Source organism: Thiohalobacter thiocyanaticus, assembly GCF_003932505.1.
GTDB lineage: Bacteria > Pseudomonadota > Gammaproteobacteria > Thiohalobacterales > Thiohalobacteraceae > Thiohalobacter > Thiohalobacter thiocyanaticus.
In genome coordinates this window covers 196,579-212,888 of sequence record NZ_QZMU01000002.1, presented here as the reverse complement: position 1 = coordinate 212,888, position 16,310 = coordinate 196,579, and the positions used below count along the sequence as shown (strand labels likewise).

At 61.9% G+C, this 16,310-nt stretch carries 15 protein-coding genes; all 15 read left to right on the top strand.

The features are described 5' to 3' along the window. Positions 1-518 precede the first annotated feature (518 nt). The 15 genes from D6C00_RS16230 (at position 519) to D6C00_RS15135 (ending at position 16,284) form a co-directional block, all read left to right on the top strand. Positions 519-890, top strand: coding sequence for a hypothetical protein (locus D6C00_RS16230; RefSeq protein WP_241546954.1), 372 nt, complete (start codon positions 519-521; stop codon positions 888-890). A 1,100-nt stretch (positions 891-1,990) separates the two neighbouring features. After that, a complete protein-coding gene (locus D6C00_RS15200; protein ID WP_125182663.1) occupies positions 1,991-2,476 on the top strand; it encodes a CYTH domain-containing protein in 486 nt (161 codons plus the stop codon). A 1,514-nt stretch (positions 2,477-3,990) separates the two neighbouring features. Beyond that, positions 3,991-4,485: a L,D-transpeptidase gene (locus D6C00_RS15195; protein ID WP_177433233.1), complete on the top strand. Its 495-nt coding sequence runs from the start codon at positions 3,991-3,993 to the stop codon at positions 4,483-4,485. Between the two features lie 158 nt (positions 4,486-4,643). Continuing rightward, a complete protein-coding gene (gene nikB / locus D6C00_RS15190; RefSeq protein WP_125182662.1) occupies positions 4,644-5,579 on the top strand; it encodes a nickel ABC transporter permease in 936 nt (311 codons plus the stop codon). Continuing rightward, on the top strand, positions 5,569-6,360 hold the full coding sequence (locus tag D6C00_RS15185) for an ABC transporter permease (protein WP_125182661.1): 792 nt from the start codon (positions 5,569-5,571) through the stop codon (positions 6,358-6,360). Before nikB ends, D6C00_RS15185 begins: the two co-directional genes overlap by 11 nt. Positions 6,361-6,598: 238 nt before the next feature. Next, positions 6,599-7,648, top strand: a complete 1,050-nt coding sequence (nagZ, locus tag D6C00_RS15180; protein ID WP_125182660.1) for a beta-N-acetylhexosaminidase — start codon at positions 6,599-6,601, stop codon at positions 7,646-7,648. A 136-nt stretch (positions 7,649-7,784) separates the two neighbouring features. After that, a complete protein-coding gene (locus D6C00_RS15175) occupies positions 7,785-8,930 on the top strand; it encodes a mechanosensitive ion channel family protein (RefSeq protein WP_177433232.1) in 1,146 nt (381 codons plus the stop codon). Beyond that, complete coding sequence (gene rssA, locus D6C00_RS15170; protein ID WP_125182659.1) at positions 8,927-9,871, top strand: patatin-like phospholipase RssA; 945 nt, start codon at positions 8,927-8,929, stop codon at positions 9,869-9,871. The genes D6C00_RS15175 and rssA overlap by 4 nt, the downstream gene beginning before the upstream one ends. 125 nt (positions 9,872-9,996) lie before the next feature. Further along, a complete protein-coding gene (locus D6C00_RS15165) occupies positions 9,997-10,551 on the top strand; it encodes a hypoxanthine-guanine phosphoribosyltransferase (protein WP_125182658.1) in 555 nt (184 codons plus the stop codon). Positions 10,552-10,561: 10 nt separating this feature from the next. Beyond that, complete coding sequence (locus D6C00_RS15160) at positions 10,562-11,308, top strand: S-methyl-5'-thioinosine phosphorylase (RefSeq protein ID WP_125182657.1); 747 nt, start codon at positions 10,562-10,564, stop codon at positions 11,306-11,308. A 200-nt stretch (positions 11,309-11,508) separates the two neighbouring features. Further along, on the top strand, positions 11,509-11,973 hold the full coding sequence (locus tag D6C00_RS15155; protein WP_125182656.1) for a peroxiredoxin: 465 nt from the start codon (positions 11,509-11,511) through the stop codon (positions 11,971-11,973). Positions 11,974-11,980: 7 nt separating this feature from the next. After that, a complete protein-coding gene (locus D6C00_RS15150) occupies positions 11,981-13,549 on the top strand; it encodes a bifunctional GNAT family N-acetyltransferase/carbon-nitrogen hydrolase family protein (protein WP_125182655.1) in 1,569 nt (522 codons plus the stop codon). 352 nt (positions 13,550-13,901) lie between these two features. Continuing rightward, positions 13,902-14,336, top strand: a complete 435-nt coding sequence (locus tag D6C00_RS15145) for a hypothetical protein (protein ID WP_125182654.1) — start codon at positions 13,902-13,904, stop codon at positions 14,334-14,336. 658 nt (positions 14,337-14,994) lie between these two features. Further along, complete coding sequence (locus D6C00_RS15140) at positions 14,995-15,246, top strand: hypothetical protein (protein WP_125182653.1); 252 nt, start codon at positions 14,995-14,997, stop codon at positions 15,244-15,246. 438 nt (positions 15,247-15,684) lie between these two features. Then, on the top strand, positions 15,685-16,284 hold the full coding sequence (locus D6C00_RS15135; RefSeq protein WP_125182652.1) for a VPLPA-CTERM sorting domain-containing protein: 600 nt from the start codon (positions 15,685-15,687) through the stop codon (positions 16,282-16,284). Positions 16,285-16,310: the final 26 nt, after the last annotated feature.

The window sequence follows — 16,310 nt, the reverse complement described above, 5'->3', positions numbered from 1 at the left end:
ACGGTGAAGAACCCTTCCTCACATCGACCGGCCGAGCGAGCCCATCCCCGTCTACTCCATGCCACTCACACCATGGGAGGATTCCGCCAACCGCACCGGCCAGGTGGTCGCCCCGAGCACAACGGGCCGGAGGAGCCGGTGGCCCAGGGGGGCTGTATGCGGCTGGCGGAATTGCGCCTGGTCTCAGTAAAGGCGCCCAACCGCTCGGCGGCCAAACTCGCTGCTGGACATCCTGGTGTTCGGGCCGCGCCGCGGCCAATTCTACATATCGATTCCTGGCCAGCCACCGTATCCACCGCCGTCAACTAGGAAAGCGGGACCCGGCGCTGGTGAAACGCCTGGCCCGCTGGGACAGTCCGGGCCGGGGCGAGCGGGTGGCGCGATCCGTGCGAGCCTGCAGACGGTGATGGGGATTACTTCGGTGTCTCCGCACCGAGGAGTTGCTGCGCGCGGGTGTGGACCGGGCGCTGGCTCCTGCAGGGCGGGCTGGCCTATGACGGCCCGAGGATCACAGCAAGGTGTTCAACACCGCCCGCATCGAGGCCCTGGAACTGGAGAATCTGATGGACGTGGCGCTGGCCACCGTCTGCTCGGCACTGGAGCGCCGCGAGAGCCGGGGTGCGCATTCGCGCATCGATTATCCCGAGCGGGACGACACTCAGTGGCTCAGGCATTCGCTGTTCTACAAGCAGGACCAGCGGGTGGATTTCAAGGGCCGGTGCGTCATCAAGCCGCGAGCGTGGACACCTTCACCGCCCACAGGAGCGAGTTATGATGAGATATTCCATTATCGACTACAATCAGGACATCGACCGCCGGCCTACATGCAGGACTTCGAGTGCAGGCCGGGACCTCGCCCGGATGTGCTGCTCGATGCGCTGCTGGCTTGAAGGCGCAGTACGAGACCTGAGCTTTGCGCTCTTGTCAGGAGGGGTGTGCGGCTCGGACGGCCATGACATCAAACGGTCGCAACGGTTGGCCTGCGTACCCCGCTCAAGGAATTGCAAGGACGCGGTCTACCCTGCGCCCGCTGCCTGGGCAGCCGGTGATACGCGACCTGATCGTGGACTGGAACTTATAACAGCAGTACCGCGAGGACAGGCCCTGTGTTGATCAACCGCGGACCCCGAGCCCGAGGTCGAGCGCCTGCCGAGCCGAGGAGCGCGAAAAAACGCCTGGACGGCCTGTACGGTGCATCCTGTGTGCCTGCACTCGACCTCCTGTCGTCCTTCTGTGGAACCCGGACAAGTCCTGGCCGGCCGCACTGCTGCCGTCCTGGCGATTCTGGCGACAGCCGCGACCGGCAACAGAGGACGCGCCTGGATGCCTATGTGAAGGTCCATTCAAGCTGTTCCGCTGCCACACCCATCACTGAACTGCTTCGAGGCCTGTCCAAGGGATTGAACCCCACCCGTGCCATCGGTCATATCAGGACCTCAGCTCAAACTGTGTTGTAGTCCTTTCGGGGACCGAATATTTGCACGCGCGCCCGGCTGCTGTGGCAGTGGCCGGGCCGCGGCATGCGTGAGCTTGGGCCTGATGCTTGCTGGCCTACGTCGAGGCGCACTATGCGGCTGGACCAAAAAAGCCGGCGGCCCGGCCCGGCTGGAACAGCTGCTGTGCAGTATCGGACCAGGTTCCTGCTGGACAATCCTCATGGTCCGTGAAGCCGCCGGCCGATTTCCGGCGCTGGCGAGACGAGCGTCGATCCGGCTCGGCGGCCGGTGAGTCATGGGTCATTGATAGCTGGGGACACAGGGCGCAGCGGACGCAGAATCAAATTATTACTCAGGTGTGAGGAGGCATATAGGCTAAGCCCCCGAAGCGCCGTCATCCCGCGCAAGGCGGGGATCCACTACCGCGGCGGTGTATGGATTCCCGCCCTGGCGGGAATGACGATGGTGAGTGTAAGCCTGCCCCCTGAGTAATAATAGATCGGTCTCTGCTTATGTCTCCTGGTAAGAAGCATATCGCTGAAAGCTGACTCACATTGCCAATCGAAATCGAACGCAAATTCCTGGTCACCTCCGACGCCTGGCGTGAACAGGCCGATGCCGGCGTGCGTTACCGCCAGGGCTATCTGACCCGGGTGATCGGCGAGACCGACGTCAAGGCCTCGGTGCGGGTGCGTACCGCGGGTGATAAGGCCTGGCTCAACATCAAGAGTGCCGAGCTGGGCATCCGGCGGCTGGAATACGAATACGCCATCCCGCTGACCGAGGCGGAGGAGATGCTGGACAGTCTCAGCCTGGGCCGGCTGGTGGAGAAGACCCGTTATCATGTCCCGGTGGCCGGGCATGTGTGGGAGGTGGACGTGTTCGAGGGCGACAACCGCGGGCTGGTGGTGGCCGAGATCGAGCTGCAGTCCGAGGACGAGGCCTTCACGCTGCCAGACTGGGCCGGGGCCGATGTCTCCGACGATCGCGTACTACCACGTTCTATCTGTAGGAGCACCCTGGCCCAACGCTGGAAGTGACGTACGGATGAGTCTCTGGAGGTACTGTTGTGGTGGCGGTGGCGTTGCTGTCCACGGCCTGTCAGTCGGCCGCTGAGGATGTCCTCCGGTAGCATTGCCGGGCGTCCCGCCAACCGGACTCCGCGCACGCCACCGGCCGCGGCGTCCGCGCGCGTTCCAACGGTGCGTACCGCTCCTGGTCGACCTTCGATGACCGCCCCGCAGCCGGTGCAGGAACTGGCGCGGCTGGGAGCGCCTGACAACGAACCCCATTGCCGCTTTATCTCGACCCTGCGCGCCACGTCCTTCCATGAAGTCGAGCCGCTGAGCCGCCGCCGACGTGGTGGCCACCTACCGGCAGGCTCGACCCGGCGGACGGCTGCCCAAACGCGGGCCTGCTCGCCGCTGAATCTGACGTGTCAGTGCCGGGATACCGATATGTCGCTTTTCATCTCAACCGTCCCGACCGCCTTGTTTTTTTTTTTTTCCGCGGCTACCTGGTCATCGGCATCGTGCCGGACCGCCTGCTGGCGACAGGATGGCATGACTTTCAGCGCGCCGCCCGTCGGCAGCGGGCCGCTGGAACGGTGCAGCGGGTCGCCCGACGGCCGTCTGGGCTGCGACGGCGTCGACGGAACAGCAGCTCAGCATCAGCCGGTGGAAGGATCCGACGGTGCGGGTGCTCACGCTGCAGCGCTGCGCGCTGGACCTCATCCAGACGACTGGCCGGCCGAGCTGATCGCACTGGAAGGCGCGCGGGGGCATCGGGTCGAACGTCCTCGCGGATCGAATTTCATTATATCGGAATTCATCTCGAGGATTCACTCACCGGCGAGCCGCGCCTGCGGCCGGGCCATCGCCCACGCAATCGACCGCCGGGCCATCCATCGACCACCTGCTGGCCTCGCGCGCGGCCCGGCCGGGAGCGCTGCTTGCCGCCGGACACGGGGCGGGTCAAATCCGAACTGGCCCGGGTATCGCACATGATCCGAGGCGGCCCGGCGGCTGCTGGCCGAGCTGGGCTACGGTCCGGAACGGCCGCTGGAACTTTCCTACAAGACCTCCAGCGACCCGCTGCGGCTGCGCATCGCCACCGTGTTCCAGATCAGCCTGGCCCGCGTCGGCAAAAATATCCGGCTGCGCCTGCTTGAGCGTACGACTGGGCCCTTCTACGAGTACGGAGCTACATCAAGGCCGGACGCTTCCGCTCTACAGGCCTGATGTGGGTCGTGGCATCAGGACACCCGACATCTTTCCGCCCGGTGTTCCACAAGCGCCTCGTCCGCCCGGCGGCGCCAACCGCGGCCGCTATACCGGGACGCGCAGACCGATGCCTGGATCGAGGCCGCCGAGGCGGCGCAGACACAGGCCGCACAGGTCACGTATTATCGGCGCATCCAGGCGCGGCTGCTGGACACACTTCCCTATGTGCCCCTGTGGTACGAGGATCACGTCTATGTCGCGCGCGAGGATATCCGGGGCTACCGCCTGAACCTGCACGGTAATTACGACGGCCTGCTCGAGGTGCAGCGCAGATGACAGAGACGATACCGCAGCGCTACCTGCTGATCAGACTGGCCGACCAGCGCCTGCAGCTGATCGAACAGGACGAGGTCCGGCTGGAATATCCGGTGTCGACCGGCGTGGCCGGACCCGGCGAGCGCGACGGCAGCGGCTGCACCCCGCGCGGCTGGCACCGTATCCGCATCCGCATCGGCGCCAGCTGCCCGCTCAACACCGTCTTCGTGGGCCGGCGGCCGACCGGCGAGATCTACAGCGCGGCACTGGCGGCGGGCGCACCGGGGCGGGACTGGATCCTGACCCGCATCCTGTGGCTGACCGGCCTGGAGTCCGGCCGCAACCGCGGCGGCGCGGTCGACACCCTGCGCCGCTACATCTACATCCACGGCTGTCCGGACAGCGAGCCCATGGGGGTGCCGGCCTCGCACGGCTGCATCCGCATGCGCAATGCCGATCTGATGGAACTGTTCGATCGGGTGGAGGCGGGCTTGCCGGTACTGATCCGGTAGGATGGGTGGAGCGAAGCGCAACCCATCTTCAGTGAGAGATTGCCGCGGCGCTGCGCCCCATAGAACCCCTTCGGGTTTCATTATGGGTACCCCACCCTTCGGGTCTGGGCATCGCAATGACGGATTATTCGGAAGTGCTATGAGGCACATGAACATACATGCTCGCTGAACTGACCCGCCGCCTGCTCAGCACCGCCATCGTGGTGCTGGGCGTGGTGGTGCTGGTATTCCTGCTGATCCATCTCATTCCCCGTGATCCGGTGGACGTGATGCTGGGCGAGTCGGCCTCGGCGGCCGACCGCGAGGCGCTGCGCCAGAACCTGGGGCTGGACCGGCCGCTGGGCGTGCAGCTGGGCGAGTACCTGGGCGGGCTGGCCAGGGGGGAACTGGGGCATTCGCTGCATCACCGGCGGCCGATCGTCGAGCTGCTGGCCGAACGCATCCCCGCCACCCTGGAACTGGCGCTGGCCGCGCTGGCCTTCACCCTGGTGCTGGCGCTGCCGCTCGGGCTGCTGGCGGCGGTGCGCCGCAATACCGGCTGGGACCGGGGTGCGATGGCCTTTTCGCTGCTGGGCGTGTCCATCCCGAATTTCTGGCTGGGGCCGCTGCTCATCCTGCTGTTCTCGGTCTGGCTGGGCTGGCTGCCGGTGAGCGGCCGCGAATCGCCCGGCGCGCTGATCCTGCCGGCGCTGACCCTGGGCATGTCACTGGCGGCGGTGCTCTCGCGCATGGTGCGCAGCAGTGTGCTGGAAGTGCTGGGCGAGGACTTCATCCGCAGCGCCTATGCCCGCGGCCTGTCCACACGCCAGGTGCTGACCCGCCACGCCCTGCCCAACGCGCTGCTGCCGGTGATCACGGTGCTGGGGCTGCAGCTCGGCACCCTGCTGGCCGGGGCGGTGATCACCGAGGTGGTGTTCGGCTGGCCCGGCCTGGGTTCATTGACCATCGAGGCCATCCAGAGCCGCGACTATCCGCTGGTGCAGGTCTGCGTCCTGCTCATCAGCCTGAGCTATGTGCTGGTCAACATGCTGACCGATCTGCTCTACGCCTGGATCGACCCACGCATCCGGCTGGGAGAGAGCGATGCGGGTTAAGCTGCCGGCGGCCATCCTGCTGCTGTGGGCGGCCGCGGCCGTGCTGGCCGGCGCGCTCGGGCTGGACCCCGACCGCATCCGGCTCGAGCTCATCCTGGCGCCGCCCTGGGAGGCCGGCTGGCTGGGTTACGATGACCTGGGACGACCGCTGCTGGACCGGGTGATTGCCGGGGCCCGGACCTCCTTCTGGGTGGCGCTGTGGGTGGTGAGCCTGTCGGCCGTGGCCGGCACCCTGATCGGCAGTATCAGCGGCTACCTGGGCGGCAAGGTCGACCGGGTGGTCGTCCATGTGATAGACATCTTCCTGGCCTTTCCCGGTATCCTGCTGGCCATCGCGCTTGCCGGTATACTGGGGCCCGGCATCGGCAATGTCGTCATCGCCCTGAGCCTGGTGGGATGGGTGGGCTTTGCCCGTCTGGCCCGGGCCCAGGTGCTGTCGCTCAAGCAGCGCGAGCATGTGGCCGCGGCCATCGCCCTGGGCAGCCGGCGGCGGCGGATCATTCTGCGGCACCTGATCCCCCTGCTCAGCGCACCCCTGATCGTGGAGGCGACCTTCGGTGTGGCCTCCATCGTCATCGCCGAGGCCGGGCTGTCGTTCCTGGGCCTGGGGGTGCAGCCGCCGGCGGCCTCCTGGGGCAGCATGATCCGCGACGGCACCCGCTACCTGCTGGTTGCCCCGCACATGGTGCTGGTGCCCGGCCTGGCCATGCTGCTGGTGGTCCTGGCGGTGAACCTGCTGGGGGACAGGCTGCGCGACCGCATGGATGTGCGGCTGCGTTGATATAATGGTCACGGAAATACACGGAATGACGCAGATTCAGCCAAGTGTTTGTGTAAGCATTAAGGAAACTCTGATTAAGCCAGCTATTCCTGTCATTGCGAGCGTAGCGTGGCAATCTCCTGATGCCAGATCAGTCTTGTAGGTCGGGTTAGCACAGCGTAACCCGACACTCACGGCGGGCACGTCGGGTTACGCCCTTCGGGCTAACCCGACCTGCGATGTTTAGAAGGAAAGCACCATGTCACTGGGACCGGTCATGCTGGACATCGAGGGCACGCAGCCGAGCGCGGCCGAGCGCGAGCTGCTGTGCCGGCCCGAGGTCGGCGGGGTGATCCTGTTCAGCCGCAATTACACCTCTCCGGCACAGTTGCATGCGCTGATCGACGAGCTGCACGGCCTGCGCGATCCGCGCCTGCTGATCGCCGTGGACCAGGAGGGCGGCCGGGTGCAGCGTTTCCGCGACGGCTTCACCCGCCTGCCGCCGGTAGCGGAACTGGGGCGAGTCTATGACGAGGAGCGCAATCGTGCCCTGGCTCTGGCCGAGACCACCGGCTGGCTGATGGCCAGCGAGCTGCGTGCCATGGGCGTGGATCTGAGCTTCGCGCCGGTGCTGGACATCGACCGCCGCCGCAGCTCGGTGATCGGCGACCGTGCCTTCCATCGCCGGCCGGAGGCGGTGGCCGAACTGGCCCATGCCTACCAGAAGGGCATGCAGAGTGCCGGCATGGCGGCGGTGGGCAAGCACTATCCCGGTCACGGCGGGGTGGAGGCCGATTCGCATCTGGCCCTGCCGGTGGACGAGCGCGAGCTGGCCGACCTGGAACTGGAGGATCTGCTGCCGTTCGAACGCTTGATTCATCAGGGCCTGGCCGGGATCATGGTCGCCCATGTGCTCTACCCCCGGATCGACGCCGACCTGGCCGGCTTCTCGGCCTTCTGGCTGCAGGACTACCTGCGTCGGCAGCTGCGCTTCGAGGGTGTGATCTTCAGCGACGACCTGAGCATGGCCGCAGCCGAACGCGCCGGCGATCCGGTGGCGCGCGCACAGAGCGCGCTCAATGCCGGCTGCGACATGATCCTGGTGTGCAACCGGCCGCAGGAGGCACGTGCCGTGGTCGAGGCACTGGAGGGCTACGAGAATCCGGCCTCGCAGGCCCGGCTGATCCGGCTGCACGGCCGCCAGGCGGTCACGCCTGAACAATTGAGGCAATCGCCGCGCTGGCGCGAGGCGGTGGCCGCGGTGCAGGGCTATGACAGCGAGCCACTGCTGGATATGGATCTGGAATAACGCAATTAATTTCTCGTCATTGCGAGCGAAGCGTGGCAATCTCCGGCCGCATGATCCTCTGTTCCGAGATTGCCGCGGCGCATTGCGCCTCGCAATGACGGGGTCATCTGAAACGCTGTGAGATAACATAATCCGCATGGATAACTTCATCGAATACATACGGCCGCTGTACGCCTGGAGCACCAAAAACACCTGGGTCTACCAGGTGTTCATCATCGTCTTCGTTTCGCTGCTGCTGAGCTACATCGCCGGTAAGCTGCTCGACCGCCTGTATGCGCGCTTTCAGAAGACCCGCAACACCTGGGACGACGCCCTGGCCGAGTCGGCACGCAAGCCGGTCCGGCTCCTGATCTGGGTGGTGGGCATCGCCTTCGCCGCCGAGATCATCCACGCCAAGACGGATTCGCCCATCTTCACTGCCGTGGATCCCATCCGCGACGTGGGCGTGATCGCGGTCATGGCCTGGTTCCTGCTGCGCCTGATCAACAATGTGCAGAATAACGTCCTGCAACAGCGCGCGATCGAAGACAAGCCCTATGATCGCACCACCCTGGATGCCATCGGCAAGCTGCTGCGTGCCACAGTTGTCATTACCTCCTTCCTGGTGGTGTTGCAGACACTGGGCTTCAGCATCTCCGGCGTGCTGGCCTTCGGCGGCATCGGTGGCATCGCGGTTGGTTTCGCCGCCCAGGGCATGCTGGCCAATTTCTTCGGCGCCATGATGGTCTATCTGGACCGGCCCTTCAATGTCGGGGACTGGATCCGCTCGCCGGACCGCGAGATCGAGGGCGTGGTGGAGGACATCGGCTGGCGCATCACCACCATCCGCACCTTCGACAAGCGGCCGCTGTACGTGCCCAACTCGGTCTTCACCAGCATCATCGTGGAGAATCCGCGGCGCATGAGCCACCGGCGTATCTTTGAAACCATCGGCATCCGCTATGACGACATGGACAAGATGCATGCCATTACCGACGAGGTGCGTGAGCTGCTGCAGTCCCACGAGGAGATAGATGAGACCCAGACCCTGATGGTGTACTTCAACGCCTTCAATGCCTCCTCGATCGACTTCATGGTCTACACCTTCACCCACACCACGGTCTGGACCGAGTTCCACCGCATCAAGCACGATATCCTGCTGAAGATCGCCGACATCATTGCCAATCACGGCGCCGAGATCGCCTACCCGACCCGCACCCTGCATGTGCCCGAACGGCTGCTGCTCGAGCGTGATGCACCCGGCGACGATGACCCGGCCCCGGTCCCGGCGGGCGGGCAGTGAGCGGACACCGGCCCCGCATCGGTCTGGCGCTGGGCGGCGGCGCGGCGCGCGGCTGGGCGCACATCGGCGTCATCCAGTATCTGAAGGACGAGGGCATCGATGTGGATGTCATCTGTGGTACCTCCATTGGCGCCATCGTCGGCGGCGCCGAGGCGGCCGGCCAGCTCGATACCCTGCGTGAATGGCTGGAGCAGCTTACCTGGCAGGATATCATCCGTTATCTGGACGTGACCTTCACCGGTGGTCTGCTCCAGGGTACCAAGCTGATGGATTTCTTCCGCGACCGGCTGCGGGACGCCGAGATCGACAGGCTTGACCGTCCCTTTGCTGCGGTGGCGACCGAGCTGGCCAACGGCCAGGAGGTATGGCTGAAGTCCGGCTCGCTGATGGACGCCATGCGCGCTTCCATCGCACTGCCGGGCCTGTTCACACCGGTGGAACGGGAAGGGCGCTGGCTGGTCGACGGTGGTCTGGTCAACCCGGTGCCGGTGTCCCTGTGCCGGGCGCTGGGCGCGGAGCGCATCATTGCGGTCGATCTCAACTCGGATATTCTGAGCCGACGCACATACCATCCCCCCGAGGTCCTGCCCACAGAGGATGACGAATCGGCGCAGAAGGCCTGGGCGCAACTGTTCAAACAGGGCGACTGGCAGGGTATGTTTCAGACCCTGTTTCATAAGCCCATGGAGCAGTGGAAGGGCTATTTCCAGCAGGCGGAAAACGCGCCGCCGTCGCTGGTCGACGTGCTGGCGCAAAGCGTTTACATTATGCAGGTGCGCATCACCCGTGCGCGTATGGCCGGTGACCCGCCGGACGTGCTGCTGACCCCGCGCCTGTCCCAGATCCGGCTGCTGGAGTTTCATCGCGCCACCGAGGCGATCGAGGAAGGGTATGATGTTGCAAAACGGGCCGGCGACCAGATCAAACGGCTCGTGGAATAAACAACCCGCAGGATGGGTGAAGCGAAGCGCAACCCATCGTGGTTCGATACTCGGTGGGTTACAGCGCCCGGCGCCTCTCCCATCCTTTCCGGCTTACAACCTGGAACCCAGAAAAAACCTTATCAATGACCGATATCACCCCCACCGAAGCCCGCCGCGTCCTGGAACAGGCTGAATGCGTACACAGTGCAGAGACCGTACAGCACAGCCTGGATGTCATGGCCACCGCCATCACCGAGCGGCTGGAGCATGCCAATCCGCTGGTAATCAGCGTCATGACCGGGGCCATCGTACTGGCCGGGCAGCTGTTGCCCCGGCTGCACTTTCCCCTGCAGCTGGATTATGTCCACGCCACCCGCTACCGTGGCCGCACCAAGGGCGGTGAGCTGTACTGGATCAACCGCCCCAACTTCCCGCTCAGGGATCGCACCGTGCTGATCCTGGACGATATCCTGGACGAGGGGCTGACTCTGGAAGCGATCAAGGACTTCTGCCTTCAGGAAGGGGCCGAGGCGGTCTACAGCGCGGTGCTGGTGCAGAAGCGCCATGACCGCTGTGTAGACGGGGTCGAGGCGGATTTCACCGGGCTGGAAGTCGAGGACCGCTACGTCTTCGGCTGTGGCATGGACTATCACGGCTATCACCGCAATCTGCCGGCGATCTACGCCGTGGACGAATAAAGGAACACTAATGGCAAAACTGGCGATCATCGGCGGCAGCGGGCTGGACAAGCTCAAGAACCTGGAGATCGAGCGCCGCGAGGTACTGCAGACGCCCTACGGCGAGCCGTCAGGGCCGTTGACCCACGGCCGCATCAGCGGCACCCAGGTGGTGTTCCTGCCGCGTCACGGCTCCGGCCACACCATTCCGCCGCACAAGGTCAATTACCGCGCCAACATCTGGGCCCTGCATCACATCGGCATCGAGGACATCATCGCGGTGGCCGCCGTGGGTGGAATCACCCGTGGTATGGTGCCGGCGACCCTGGCCTTCCCCGACCAGATCATTGACTACACCTGGGGCCGCGAGAACACCTTCTTCGACGACGATGACAGCGCCGTCACCCATATCGACTTCACCTATCCCTACTGTGTCGAGCTTCGGCGCAAGCTGATCGAGACCGCGCGCCGCGAAGGCATCACCGCCATCGAGCGCGGCATCTATGGTGCCACCCAGGGCCCGCGGCTGGAGACCGCCGCCGAGATCGACCGGCTTGAGCGCGACGGCTGCGACATGGTCGGCATGACCGGCATGCCCGAGGCTGCCCTGGCGGCGGAGAAGGGCATGTGCTATGCCTCCTGTGCCGTGGTGGCCAACTGGGCCGCCGGCCGCGGCGAGGGCGACGGTCACATCACCATGGAGGAGATCGAGGTGCATCTGAAAAACGCCATGACCAAGGTGCGCGGTCTGCTGGAGGCGGTGATTCCATCGCTGTAAGCGGATGTCTATCATGTAGGTCGGGTCAGCCGCGCCGTAACCCAACAGCCGGCGGCTACCGTCATCCCGGCGCAGGCCGGGAGCCAGAAACCGCAACGGGTAACGGCATGCCGCAGGAATATTTCACGGGCGGCCTGGAGTCGAGCTGACAGCCGTCACCAGTGTCCAATCCCGACCCGTTCACTGAAAGGAGATTATTCATGCTCAACCCCGGCGACACCGCCCCTGATTTCAGCCTGGAGGAAACCGACGGCGAACGGGTCCAGCTGTCCGGATACAAGGGAGAGAAGAATGTCGTGGTCTACTTCTATCCCAAGGACGACACCCCCGGCTGCACTGTCGAGGCGCAGGATTTTACCGAACTGCAGGATCAGTTCGACGCCGCCGACACCGTGGTGCTCGGCATCAGTCGCGATGACTGCGGCAGCCACGCGGCCTTCCGTGACAAGTACGGCCTGACCGTGAAGCTGCTGTCCGATCCCGACGCCAGCGTGTGCGAAAAATACGGCGTCTGGCAGGAAAAGGACAAGGGCGGCGAGAAGAAGATGGGCATCGTGCGCTCGACCTTCATCATCGACCAGGCCGGCACCGTGCGTCAGGCCCTGTACGGGGTCAGTGCCGAGGGCCATGCCCGGGACGTTCTGGAACAGGTGAGGGCGCTTTAGCATACCCATGACTCGCGAGCTTTCCGATCCCGCCAGTAAACTGGTGGTACGCAACGCCCGGCTCGGCGACGTGCCGGCCATCGCCGAGCTGTCCGAACGCGTCTATGCCGGCACCGGCCTGCACGGCTATGCCGAGGGCGCGGTACGCGGCCAGATCAACCATTTCCCCGAGGGCCAGTTCGTCATCCTGGTCGACGACCGGGTGGTCGGCTACTGCGCCACCTTCCGGGTCAAGGAGGCGGTCGGGCTCAAGCGCCACACCTGGGGCGAGATCACCGGCAACGGCCATGCCTCGCGCCACGACCCGCAGGGCGACTGGCTCTACGGCATGGAGGTCTGCGTCGATCCCGACTACCGTGGTTACCGGCTCGGCCAGCGCCTGTACAACGAGCGCAAGAAGCTGTGCCAGCGGCTGGGCCTGAAGGGCATCGTCTTCGCCGGCCGGCTGCCCACCCTGTCCAAACGCATCAAGAAGTTCGGCTCTGTCGAGGCCTATGTCGAGGCGATCCGGGAGCGCCAGGCACGTGACCCGGTGCTGTCCTTCCAGCTCCGGAACGGCTTCGAGGTCGTCGACATCATTTCGGGCTATCTGACCGCCGATCATCAGTCCATGGGCTACGGCATCCACCTCCGCTGGCAGAATCCGAAGGTGGCCACCAACGAGGAGGTCACCACCAGCAAGGACTACGGCGGCCGTCTGCCCGACAGCATCCGCGTGGGCACGGTGCAGTACATGCAGCGCCGGGTGCTGTCCTTCGACGAGTTCCTGAAGATGGTGGCCTATTTCGTTGACGTGGTAGCCGACTACTCCGGCGACTTCGTGGTTTTCCCCGAGATGTTCACCCTGCAGCTGCTGTCCATCGAGGACCAGCAGCTCTCGCCGGCCGAGTCCATCGAGGCGCTCACCAAGTACACGCCGCGCCTGATCGAGGCCCTGCGCGACATGGCGCTGCGCTACAACATCAATATCATCGGCGGTTCGCATCCCACCCGGGTCGAGTCCGGCCGGGTGGAGAACATCTCCTACGTGTTCCTGCGCGATGGCACCGTGCATGAGCAGCCCAAGATCCATCCCACCCCCAACGAGGTCTACTGGTGGAACATCGAGGGCGGCAGCACCCTGCACGCCATCGACACCGACTGCGGGCCCATCGGCGTGCTGATCTGCTACGACGCCGAGTTCCCGGAACTGGCGCGCTACCTCACCGACCAGGGCATCCGCATCCTGTTCGTGCCCTTCTGCACCGACGAGCGCCAGAGCTACCTGCGGGTGCGCTATTGCTGTCAGGCCCGCGCGGTGGAGAACCAACTCTACGTGGTCATGTCCGGCAATGTCGGCAACCTACCCAACGTCGCCAACATGGACATCCAGTACGCCCAGAGCTGCATCCTCACCCCCTGCGACTTCCCCTTCGCCCGCGACGGCATCGCCGCTGACACCACCCCCAACGTGGAAACAGTGGCGATCGCCGACATCCGCCCCGAGACTCTGACCATGGCCCGCAACAACGGCACGGTGAAGAACCTGCGTGACCGCCGGCACGACCTGTACCGGCTGCAGTGGCTGGGCAAATAGTGGTGGAAGTCAGGCGCGTAATACGACGTGCGACGGGTGCCGGGGGAGTGAGGCGAGAGGTCTGGAAACGGCACAAAGCGGAACTTTAGCGATATATAAATTAGTAAATACTGAATAACTATTGTCGGCCCACACTTACCATTTCTTTTGCCCGCGCGAATATCCGCCATTGCGGTGCAAACCGGTCGTTGTGCGGCCACGGTATGAGCGGGCGTTGGCGGCTTATCGTGCACAAAAAAACAGGGATAGCCGTAAAGGCTATCGACAAGGAAGAGAAGGGTCAGGTCTTGCAATACGACAAACGAATTTTTGATTGCTCTGGAAGAGAAGGGTCAAAGAGAAGGGTCAGGTCTTGCAATACGACAAACGAATTTTTGATTGCTCTGGAAGAGAAGGGTCAAAGAGAAGGGTCAGGTCTTGCAATACGACAAACGAATGTTTGATTGCAAGACCTGACCCCGTTTATGGGCAAGACGAGAAAGAAGGGCTTTACTATATGGAGCCTGACGATCGCGACGGTAAAGAAAGGCTTAGATATTTACTGCATATAGGCGGGATGCTTGATTGTGGTGAATATGGTAGTTCTGAGAAAGAGGCGCGTGTTCAAGTATTGAAAAGGCTTTACGAAGAAGCGAAGGGGTTGGTCGATGGAAGGGAATCTGAACGATTGCTGGAAACTTTCGTTTACGAAGCATCCGAGGTTCTGTCTCGTCCTATAGGTCCAGAACTATCGTTCGATGAACGGAATGAAACCATTGAGCGCGCAGCAGATAGGTATTTACCATGAAATATATCGTGCAGCTACTGCTGATCCCGCTCTTACGTCAGACATCGCAAGCCTACAGTGGCGGAAGGGCCAGGTCTTGCAATACGATAAACGAATGTTTGATTGCAAGAGTTGACCCTATTCACATGTAACGGACATGCAAGCCGACGTTGGACGAAATCGAGTCGATTGAAGCCGGCTCCGTCCTGGATGGGCTTGCGCAGTATTATTTAGTGAAAGAGATTAACAATGAAAGAATCGGGTGCTCGATCTACTTGATAAGAGGCGATAACGGAATCTGGTATATCGGTGAAATGTGATGAATTTAAACTGGATTAGATCAAGACTGAATTCAAGACGTGTCATTGTCATGATGCTGTTGATTGTCTTGATAGTTTTGGTTTGGCATTTTGCCTTGTCAAAAGTGACGGGTGGCCCAATTCATGGTGTCGTTATAGACGAGACCTCGGGTAAGCCGATAGCGGGCGCAATTGTGAGGGCCGCATGGCGAGGTTATAGCGGATATGTAATGGGTACGCCATACAGTTGCTACCACGTGGAAGTGGCGGTTACGGATAAGAATGGCCGATTCCTTATTCCTAGATGGAAGGGGGATAGTAGAAAATTTCAGATATTAGACAGATCCGTTACCACAATGGCATACAGGCCAGGCTATAGGATGGCAGATCGATGGGAAATAGACAAAATATTAATGACCCCATTCTCTGGTAAAAAAGAAGAACGGTTAGAATATTTTAGGCGTGTTCTGCTAGCGATTGGGTGCCATTCATCAGACGGCTCAGAAAAAAATATGGAAATAATTTATGAGGCGATGCTGGAAGAGACAATTAAACTAACGCAGCCTGATCATGGGCGAACTCTAGCGAATACATTAAAAAGAATATTGTCTCGCATGAATTCTAAAAAATAGGTAAGGCAATGAAAAGTTATATATTTAGGGTTACTGGGGTCAGGTCTTGCAGTACGATAAACGAATGTTCGATTGCAAGACCAGGGTTACTGGGGTCAGGTCTTGCAGTACGATAAACGAATGTTTGATTGCAAGACCTGGCCCTATTAACGCCCGTAAATATCTATTTAACGTGAGTAGCTAGGCCAGGTGAACCTACCCCGATATAATTGCTGGTGGAAAACATCTTTCGAACGGCCGCTTCTGGTCGTGACGTGACCTTGCGTGGGAAGGGGCAGTGTTTCCCAAGGCGCAGCCGAGTAGACGTAAGTGACAGGAGCCACTTACCGGAGTGTAGCTGGCATCCTGTTGATAAAAATCTACAATAGCCTGGTGTAAGTCCTGTGCTGAAAAGCGGTTTGTTGATTACGAAATAATAATATTCGGAGGAGCTGAATTATGGATTCCAAAAGGATTCTTTTGATTTCTATACTTTCGATGCTGCCCGGAATTTCTGCGGCATCAGTGTTTTCTCAGGTATACGTGCTTACCGATAATTCCTACTATTCATATAACTATGCAGACTGGGTTGATGGCGTCGGCGATGTCATGGTTACTGATAGAAGCACGCTTACAGGTTCTCTGTTTGTCGAAATCGATGCCAGCTATACAGTAACCATCGATTACAGCAATGTGCTTCTGGACGGAAGCCCGTTTCGTGCCAATGATACGCTGATTACTGATGCAGACGGGGTAAGCAGTATGACGCTTACATCCGGATTCACTGGCGAAGAGGACTATATAAGCTACGGTAATGCCTCTTTAACCCCGTTTCCCTCTATCTGTGTTGAATGCGGATATGAGATGACGCTGAACCTCGCGGCAAACCCGTCAACAGGAAACCCTCTGGTGCTCTCGTACCACGAGTCAAATCCGTATGATACCGGCGAAGCGCATTTTGAGCTTTATGTATCACAGGTACCACTACCAGCAGGTGTATGGTTGTTCGGCTCCGGGCTGCTCGGGTTGTTTAGTATGGCCAGGCGCGGAAAATCATAATCCAATCTGAGGCAGGATAAGCGATA